The sequence below is a fragment of the Falsiroseomonas sp. RANM36 genome, assembly GCF_056682175.1.
Genome location: NZ_JBWXTD010000003.1, coordinates 1,526,078 through 1,532,897 on the forward strand (window position 1 = coordinate 1,526,078; position 6,820 = coordinate 1,532,897).

General features: G+C 71.6%; 6 protein-coding genes. 1 reads left to right on the plus strand and 5 read right to left on the minus strand.

All coding sequences use genetic code 11. The annotated features are described in order from the left end of the window. The 3 genes from AC1MIR_RS12225 to AC1MIR_RS12235 all read right to left on the minus strand — a co-directional run. Nucleotides 1-316: hypothetical protein (locus AC1MIR_RS12225; protein WP_480028427.1), on the minus strand; the 316-nt coding region annotated here is incomplete at its 3' end. A 14-nt stretch (nucleotides 317-330) separates the two neighbouring features. Beyond that, a complete protein-coding gene (locus AC1MIR_RS12230; protein ID WP_480028428.1) occupies nucleotides 331-1,365 on the minus strand; it encodes an ABC transporter substrate-binding protein in 1,035 nt (344 codons plus the stop codon). Nucleotides 1,366-1,387: 22 nt separating this feature from the next. Continuing rightward, nucleotides 1,388-2,431, minus strand: a complete 1,044-nt coding sequence (locus tag AC1MIR_RS12235; protein WP_480028429.1) for an extracellular solute-binding protein — start codon at nucleotides 2,429-2,431, stop codon at nucleotides 1,388-1,390. 320 nt (nucleotides 2,432-2,751) lie between these two features. On the opposite strand from AC1MIR_RS12235, the gene AC1MIR_RS12240 reads away from it, so the two are divergent. Then, the gene (locus tag AC1MIR_RS12240) at nucleotides 2,752-4,314 is read left to right on the plus strand and encodes an amidohydrolase family protein (RefSeq protein WP_480028430.1); all 1,563 of its coding nucleotides are present in this window, start codon (nucleotides 2,752-2,754) and stop codon (nucleotides 4,312-4,314) included. On the opposite strand, the gene AC1MIR_RS12245 is transcribed toward AC1MIR_RS12240, so the two are convergent. Both AC1MIR_RS12245 and AC1MIR_RS12250 read right to left on the minus strand, forming a co-directional pair. Beyond that, nucleotides 4,311-5,198: a polysaccharide deacetylase family protein gene (locus AC1MIR_RS12245; protein WP_480028431.1), complete on the minus strand. Its 888-nt coding sequence runs from the start codon at nucleotides 5,196-5,198 to the stop codon at nucleotides 4,311-4,313. The two genes, AC1MIR_RS12240 and AC1MIR_RS12245, sit on opposite strands and share 4 nt — an antisense overlap. 327 nt (nucleotides 5,199-5,525) lie before the next feature. Next, nucleotides 5,526-6,740, minus strand: a complete 1,215-nt coding sequence (locus AC1MIR_RS12250; RefSeq protein ID WP_480028432.1) for an MFS transporter — start codon at nucleotides 6,738-6,740, stop codon at nucleotides 5,526-5,528. Nucleotides 6,741-6,820: the final 80 nt, after the last annotated feature.

Below are 6,820 nucleotides of genomic sequence, written 5' to 3' on the forward strand. Positions count from 1 at the left end.
CGCGGGCGGGGGCTCCGGGGCCCGCGACCGTGCGGTCCACATTGCCCGACATGGAGATCGCGACGACGCGGTCCACCGCCGTCAGGCGCCGCGCCGAAAGCAGCAGGTCGAGCGCGCCGACCGGGCGCCAGTCCAGGCCGAGGTCGCGCGCGAATTCCGCAGCCGCCTCCGCCGCGAAGGCGCCGTCGCCGCACCCCGCGACGAAGACGCGCCCGCTCGCGCCCGGCGCCAGCGCCGCGCCCGCGGCGAGGAAGTCCGGCGCGCGGGCGAGCAGGCCCGCGATCACCTCCGGCTGGCGCGCCATGTCGGCGCGCATCGCTCCCTGCATGGTCAGCTGAAGGTCCGGTCGAACTGCTCCAGGATGCGTCCGCGCACCGGCGCGATCTTCGACCAGTCCACCGACTGCAGCCGCGCCACCTCGGCCGGCGTCGAGGGCGTGTAGGGCTTCGCCGCATCGGGCACCGCCACGCCGCGCACGGTCGGCCCGAAGAAGTAGGGCGCGTTCGCCGCATGCTGCTGGTATTCGGGCGACAGGATCTCGTTCATCCACTCGTGCACCAGCTCGGGATGCCGCGTGTTGGTGATCTCCGACATGAAGGAGAGCAGCGAGACCGGGCCGGGCGCGGGCTGGATAAAGCGGATCGGCAGGCCGCGCGCGGCGGCGCCGGCAACGTCGTTGTTCCAGATCGGCGCGACGCCGATCTCCTCGCGCTCGAGCAGCTGCAGCAGCGCGGTGGGCGAGCGACCGACCACGGGGCGCAGCGCGGCCAGACGCTCCCAGGCGGGGGCGAGATTGTCCTCGGAGCCGCCGAACACCTTGGCGATGATCGCCAGCACCGCGAGGCCCAGGTTGGAGGAGGCGCGCGGGATCGCGACCTTGCCGCGGTAGTCGGCGTGCCAGAGATCCTCCCAGGAGGTCGGCTCGCGCCGCACCACGCGGGTGTTCCAGGCGATGCCGACCAGCGAATAGCTCGCCGGAACGCCGAAGCCGCCCGACTTCGCCATGAAGTCCGGCACGACATTCGCCGCGTTCGGCACCTTCGCCGGATCGAGCCGCCGGATGTAGCCCTCGCGCTGCGCGATCAGGTGCGGCGGCTCGCCGTTGGGCATGGCGTCGAAGGGCGAATGGCCCTGCGCCGCCTTGATCTGCGCCACGATGTCCTGCGCCTCGCTCGGCACCAGGCGGATGCGCAGGCCCGGATGGCGCGCCTCCATCCGGCGGGCGAGCCACTGGTGCGGCTCCTGCAGCTGGCCCGCGAAGGAGACGATGACGAGCTCGCGCGACTGCGCGCGCGCGACCTGCGGCGCGGCGAGCGCGCCCAATGCGAGGCCGCCGAGCGTGCGGCGGCCGAGAAGGGTGGTCATGTCGGATGCCTCCTTGATGTGTTCAGCCGGCGAAGACGCGGTCGAAGCGCTCGACCAGCCCGCCGCGCTGCGGGGCGATGACGCCCCAGTCGATCGTCTGGAGTGCCAGCACCTCGGCCGGGGTCGAGGGCGTGTAGGGGCGCGCGGCCTCCGGCACCGTCACGCCGCGCACGGTGGGACCGAAGAAATACGGCGCCCCTGCCGCGCGCGCCTGGTACTCGGCGGAGAGGATGCCATCGAGCCACTCGTTCACCAGCTCCGGATGCCGCGTCTGCGCGATGGCGGAGAAGAAGGAGAGGATCGCGATCGCGCCCGGCGCGGGCATCAGGAAGCGGATGGGCAGGCCCTTGTCGGCCGCCGAGGCGGTGTTGTTGTTCCACAGCGGCGCGATGGCGATCTCTTCGCGCTCCAGCATCTGCGTGAGGATCGCGGGCGAGCGGGCTGCGCGCGGCTGCAGTTCGCGCAGCTTCTCCCAGCCCACATCGAGGTTCCGCTCGCTGCCGCCATGCGTCTTGGCGGCGATGGCGAGCGTCGCCAGGCCGAGATTGGAGGAGGTGCGCGCGATGCCGATCTTGCCGCGGTATTCCGGGCGCCAGAGATCCGCCCAGCTGGTCGGCGGATTGCGCACCAGCTGGCTGTTGTAGGCGATGCCGACCAGCGAATAGGTCGCCGGCACGCCGTAGCCGCCCGAGCGCGCGAGGAGATCGGGGAAGACATTGCCAAGGTTGGACAGGACGGCGTCGTTGCGCCGTGCGATGTAGCCCTCGGTCATCGCGGTGATGTGCGGCGGCTCGTCGTTCGGCATGGCGTCGAAGGGCGAATGGCCCTGCGCCGCCTTGATCTGCGCGACGATGTCCTGGCTGTCGGAGGGAACGAGCCGGATGCGCAGGCCGCGATGCCGCGCCTCCATCCGGTCGCCGAGCCAGCGATGCGGCTCGGAGAGGCGGCCGGGATAGGTGACGATCACCAGCTCCCGCGCGGCCTGGGCGTGGACGAGGCGGGGCGCGGCGAGAAGGCCCGCGGCGGCGGCGCCGAGGCGGGCAAGCGAACGACGGGAGACGGACATCGGAACCTCCTGCGGTGACGACGTGTCGGTGCCGCGCGGGCGCGCGGCATCGCCCGGGCCCAACGGCCCGGCGGCGGCGTCAGGCCGTTCGGCGGGAGGCGGCGATCAGCGCCACATAGGCGCGGCAGGAGCGGGACGGCGCGGACCAGGAACGGGCACGGCGGCGCCGTCCGCTCGGCTTGTTCCGGATCAGGGAGAAGCGCCCGCGCGTCATCCTCTCATTCTTGTCATCGCGTTTGCGCCGGCGCAAGCATGCGCGCGCCTCGCGCCGCGCCGCCCGGCGCGTCCCTGCCTGCGAGGCGAGCAGGAGCGCGCCATCCATGCCCGCAACGACGGCAAACGAGCCGGTCTCCCTGATCCTGCGCGCGGCGACGCTGCTGGAAGGCTTCGCGCCGGACGATTCGCCGATCCTGCACCACGAGGCCGGGCTCGCCGTCGCGGCGGGGCGCGTTGCCGCCATCGCGCCCTTCACCGAGCTCGCCGCCCGGCATCCCGGCGCCCAGGCGGTCGGCGACGCGCACACGGTCGTCATCCCGGGCCTCGTCAATGCGCATCACCATGTCGGGCTGACGCCGCTGCAACTCGGCTCGCCCGACCATCCGCTGGAGCTGTGGTTCGCCAGCCGGCTGGCGCTGCGCGACGTGGATCTGCGCCTCGACACGCTGTTCTCCGCCTTCGAGATGATCGCCTCCGGCGTCACCACGGTGCAGCACCTGCACAGCCGCGCGCCTGGCGGGCCGGAGCGGATCCTCGCCGCCGCGGGGTCAGTGGTCGGCGCCTATCGCGAGGTGGGGATGCGCGCCTCCTACTCCATGGCGCTGCGCGACCAGAACCGCCTGGTCTACGAGGACGACGCCGCCTTCACCGCACGCCTGCCGGAGGAACTGCGCCCGGCGATGCGCGACTATTTCGCGCGCTTCACTCTGCCGCTGGCGGAGCAGGTCGCGCTGTTCGAGGCGATCCGAGCGCTTCCCGCCGGCGATCCGCGCATCGCCGTGCAGATCGCGCCGGCGAACCTGCACTGGCTGTCGGATGCGGCGCTGGGCGCAGCGGCGGAGCTTTCGGCGAAGCACGACCTGCCGATGCACATGCACCTGTTGGAGACGCCCTACCAGAAGGCCTATGCGCAACGGCGGACGGGGGGATCGGCGCTGGCGCATCTGCACCGTCGCGGGTTGACCGGACCGCGGCTCACGCTCGGCCACGGCGTGTGGATGACGGAGGCGGACATCGAGCTCTGCGCGCATACCGGCACGCGGATCTGCCATAACTGCTCCTCCAACCTGCGGCTGAAATCCGGCACCGCGCCGGTGAACCGCTTCCTCTCGGCAGGCATCCCGGTCGCGCTCGGCATGGACGAGGCGGGCATCAACGACGACCGCGACATGCTGCAGGAGATGCGGCTCGCGCTGCGGATGCACCGCGAGCCCGGCATCCACGCGCCGCATCCGTCGCCGGCGCAGGTGCTGCGCATGGCGACCGAGCACGGCGCCGGCACCACGCCGTTCGGCGCGGCGATCGGGCGCCTGTCGGTCGGCTGCCATGCCGATGCCGTGCTGTTCGACTGGCCGCGCGTGACGCGCCCCTGGCAGAGCCCCGACATCCCGCTGGTGGACGTTCTGGTGCAGCGCGCGAAGACGGATGCGGTGAAGACCGTGCTGGTCGGCGGCGAGGTGGTCTATCGCGACGGGCGCTTCACGCGCCTGGACCGCGACGCCGTGCTGAACGAGATCGCCGCGCGGATGGCGCAGCCGCTGACGGCGGAGGAGGAAGCGCGGCGCGATCTCGCGCGCGCGGTCTTCCCGCATGTCAGCGCCTTCTACGATGGATGGCTAGACGGGCTCGGCGACGAGCCGCACTACCGGGCCAGCGGGCGCGACTAGCCTCCTGCGGCGATCCAGGCGCGTGCGATCTCGTCGCGTCGCGCCACCCAGATTCGGTCGCCGAGCAAGGCGAGTTTCTGAAGAACGCCTTCGAAGGCCGGGAAGCGCCCGGGGCGGCCGGCGATGCGCAGGTGGTAGCCGATGTTCAGCAGCCGCGGCTTGCCGCGCTCCGCCTCCGCCAGCAGCGTCGCCAGCGCGTCCTCCACATACTCCACCATCTCGCGCGCGCGAACGAACCCGTTCGGATGGAAGAACTTCATGTCGTTGCTGTCGAGCGCATAGGGCAGCACGACAAGGGCCGGATGTGCCGGGTCGCGGTAGGGCAGGTCGTCGTCGAAGGCGTTGGAGGTGTAGAGGAAGCCGCGCTCGGCCAGCAGCGCGCGCGTCCAGGCGCTCTCGCTGCCGCGGCAGAAGAAGCCACACGGCCGCGCGCCGCAGGCCGCCTCGATCGCACTGATGCAGCGGTCGAGGTCGCGCGCCTCCTCCGCCCGGTCGCGGTAATCCGCATGCGGGCGCCAGCGCCAGCCATGCACCGCCGCCTCGTGCCCGCGCGCCACCGCCTCGCGCGCCTGGGCGGGCGCGCGCTCCACGGCGCGGCCGCACATCAGGAAGGTCGCGCGCATGCGGTGCCGGTCGAGCGCGTCCAGCATCCGCCACAGCCCTGCGCGCATGCCATAGGCGAAGATCTGCTCCTGCCCGAGGTCGCGCACGCCGGACTCGACGACGCTGATCACCTCGCCGATGCGCTCGCTCTGCGCGTCGCCGTCCCCGACCTGCTGCTCGGCGCCTTCCTCGAAATTCACCGCGACCGACACGGCGAGCCGCGCGCCGTTCGGCCAGGTGAAGTCGGGCTCCCGCCCGGCGCGGCCGATGAGATCGCGCATGATGCCTCCAACTGCTTCGGTGGGCGCTGTAGCCCGTAGGGCGCGGACCGGGAATAGCATTGGCCAGTCGGCGGGCAGGATGCTGCCAGGCGCCGACCGGTGACGTGCTCCCGGCTTCCTTCGCTTTCCTGCTGCGGACCGCTGAAGCCGCAACAATGGACAGCAAGCGTCGCAAGCAGGTTTCCGCTGCTTTCGAAATGCCTCCCTGTTTGGCCTTGCGACCGCTGATTCGCGGACCGCCGCAGCGTGAACCGCGGCCGCGTGGTTGGAACGCGCCATCCCTGCGAAGGCGCCAAGATTCTCAGCGCCCAGCGCGGCTTCGGCTGGCTATCTCTCCTCCGGCGGCTTGATGTGCCGGAAGGACCACAGAAGGGTCAGATCATACGCAATCTTGAGCAGGGCGCAGAGAAGGAAGGGCGTCGTCCGCCAGCCCGCCGCGTAGATCGCACCTGCGATGGCGGGGCCAGCGGCGGCGGCGAGGCTGCGCGGTACAGCGGTGAAGCTCGCCGCTGCCGTGCGCTCGGACGGCGTGACGACAGCCATGACGTAGGAGCTGCGCGTTGGAACGTCCATCTGCGACAGCGCCGCGCGCAGCAGCAACAGCCCGAGCGCCCATTCGACAGTCGGCGAGATCGTCGCTGCGATCAGGCAAAGGCTGGATGGGATGTGCGTGAAGACCATGGTGTTCACCAGCCCGATGCGTCCCGCAAGCCAAGCTGCGACGGGGAACGAGAACGCCGACAGCACGCCGGACCAGAAGAAGAAGAGCCCCGCTTGCGCCAGGGAAAGTTCGAAGCGCTCGAACAGCCACAGCGCGAGCAGTGCCTGCACCGCCAACCCGCCGGCGAACGAATCGACGCTGAACAGCGCGGCGAGCCGCAGCACGATTCCGCGTGACGGACCGAGCGGAGCATGGCTATCGCGCCGCGCCTGCGCCTGCACGGGGAGCAGGCCGCGATACGCGCCGAAGCAGACACAGCCGAGGACGGCATACGCCATGAATGCTGCCCTGAGCGAGCCGAGCTCGCCAATACCCGGTTCGAGCCTCGCGAGTGCCTCGGGCCCTGCCGCCGCCAGCGCGCCGAAGGCGGCCGCCAATGCTCCTACGAGGCTGTAGCGCGCGAAGACAGCTGTGCGTCGCGCATCGGGTGCGGCGTGCGTCAGCATCGCCTGCTCCAGCGGCGCGAAGATGCTGACGCTGCCGGCGGAGGGATTGATGGTGCCAACCAACGCGATGGCGGCGAGAAGCGAGAAGCCGGTCGCCGCGGCGAAGCCCAAGCCGGTAGCGACCATCAGCGCCGCGGCCGCCATCAGGAGCGTGCGCGCATCAGCACGCACGCCGAGCATGCCGATGCCAAGCGTCATCAATGCCGAGCCGAGCAGGGCGATCGTCGCGACCATGCCGACCTCGGATGCCCCGTAGCCGAGCGCCACGAGGTAGGCCGGCAGAACGACGGCGATAAGCCCGTCGCCGAAATCGCGGAGGCCGCGGGCGAAGAGGATCTGCCGGATCGCAGTGCGACGCCCTGCTTCAATCATCATTGGCAGCCCACCGTTGCCCCCCCCCCCCCCCCCCCCCCCGCCCGCGCCCCCCCCCCCCCCCCCCCCGCGGCGCGGGGCCC

What these genes read in the sequence shown, in the direction of transcription:
- AC1MIR_RS12240 (WP_480028430.1), top strand. Translation starts at nt 2,752, where the DNA reads ATGCCCGCAACGACGGCAAACGAGCCGGTCTCCCTGATCCTGCGCGCG.
- AC1MIR_RS12230 (WP_480028428.1), bottom strand. Translation starts at nt 1,365, where the DNA reads ATGACCACCCTTCTCGGCCGCCGCACGCTCGGCGGCCTCGCATTGGGC.
- AC1MIR_RS12245 (WP_480028431.1), bottom strand. Translation starts at nt 5,198, where the DNA reads ATGCGCGATCTCATCGGCCGCGCCGGGCGGGAGCCCGACTTCACCTGG.
- AC1MIR_RS12250 (WP_480028432.1), bottom strand. Translation starts at nt 6,740, where the DNA reads ATGATGATTGAAGCAGGGCGTCGCACTGCGATCCGGCAGATCCTCTTC.
- AC1MIR_RS12235 (WP_480028429.1), bottom strand. Translation starts at nt 2,431, where the DNA reads ATGTCCGTCTCCCGTCGTTCGCTTGCCCGCCTCGGCGCCGCCGCCGCG.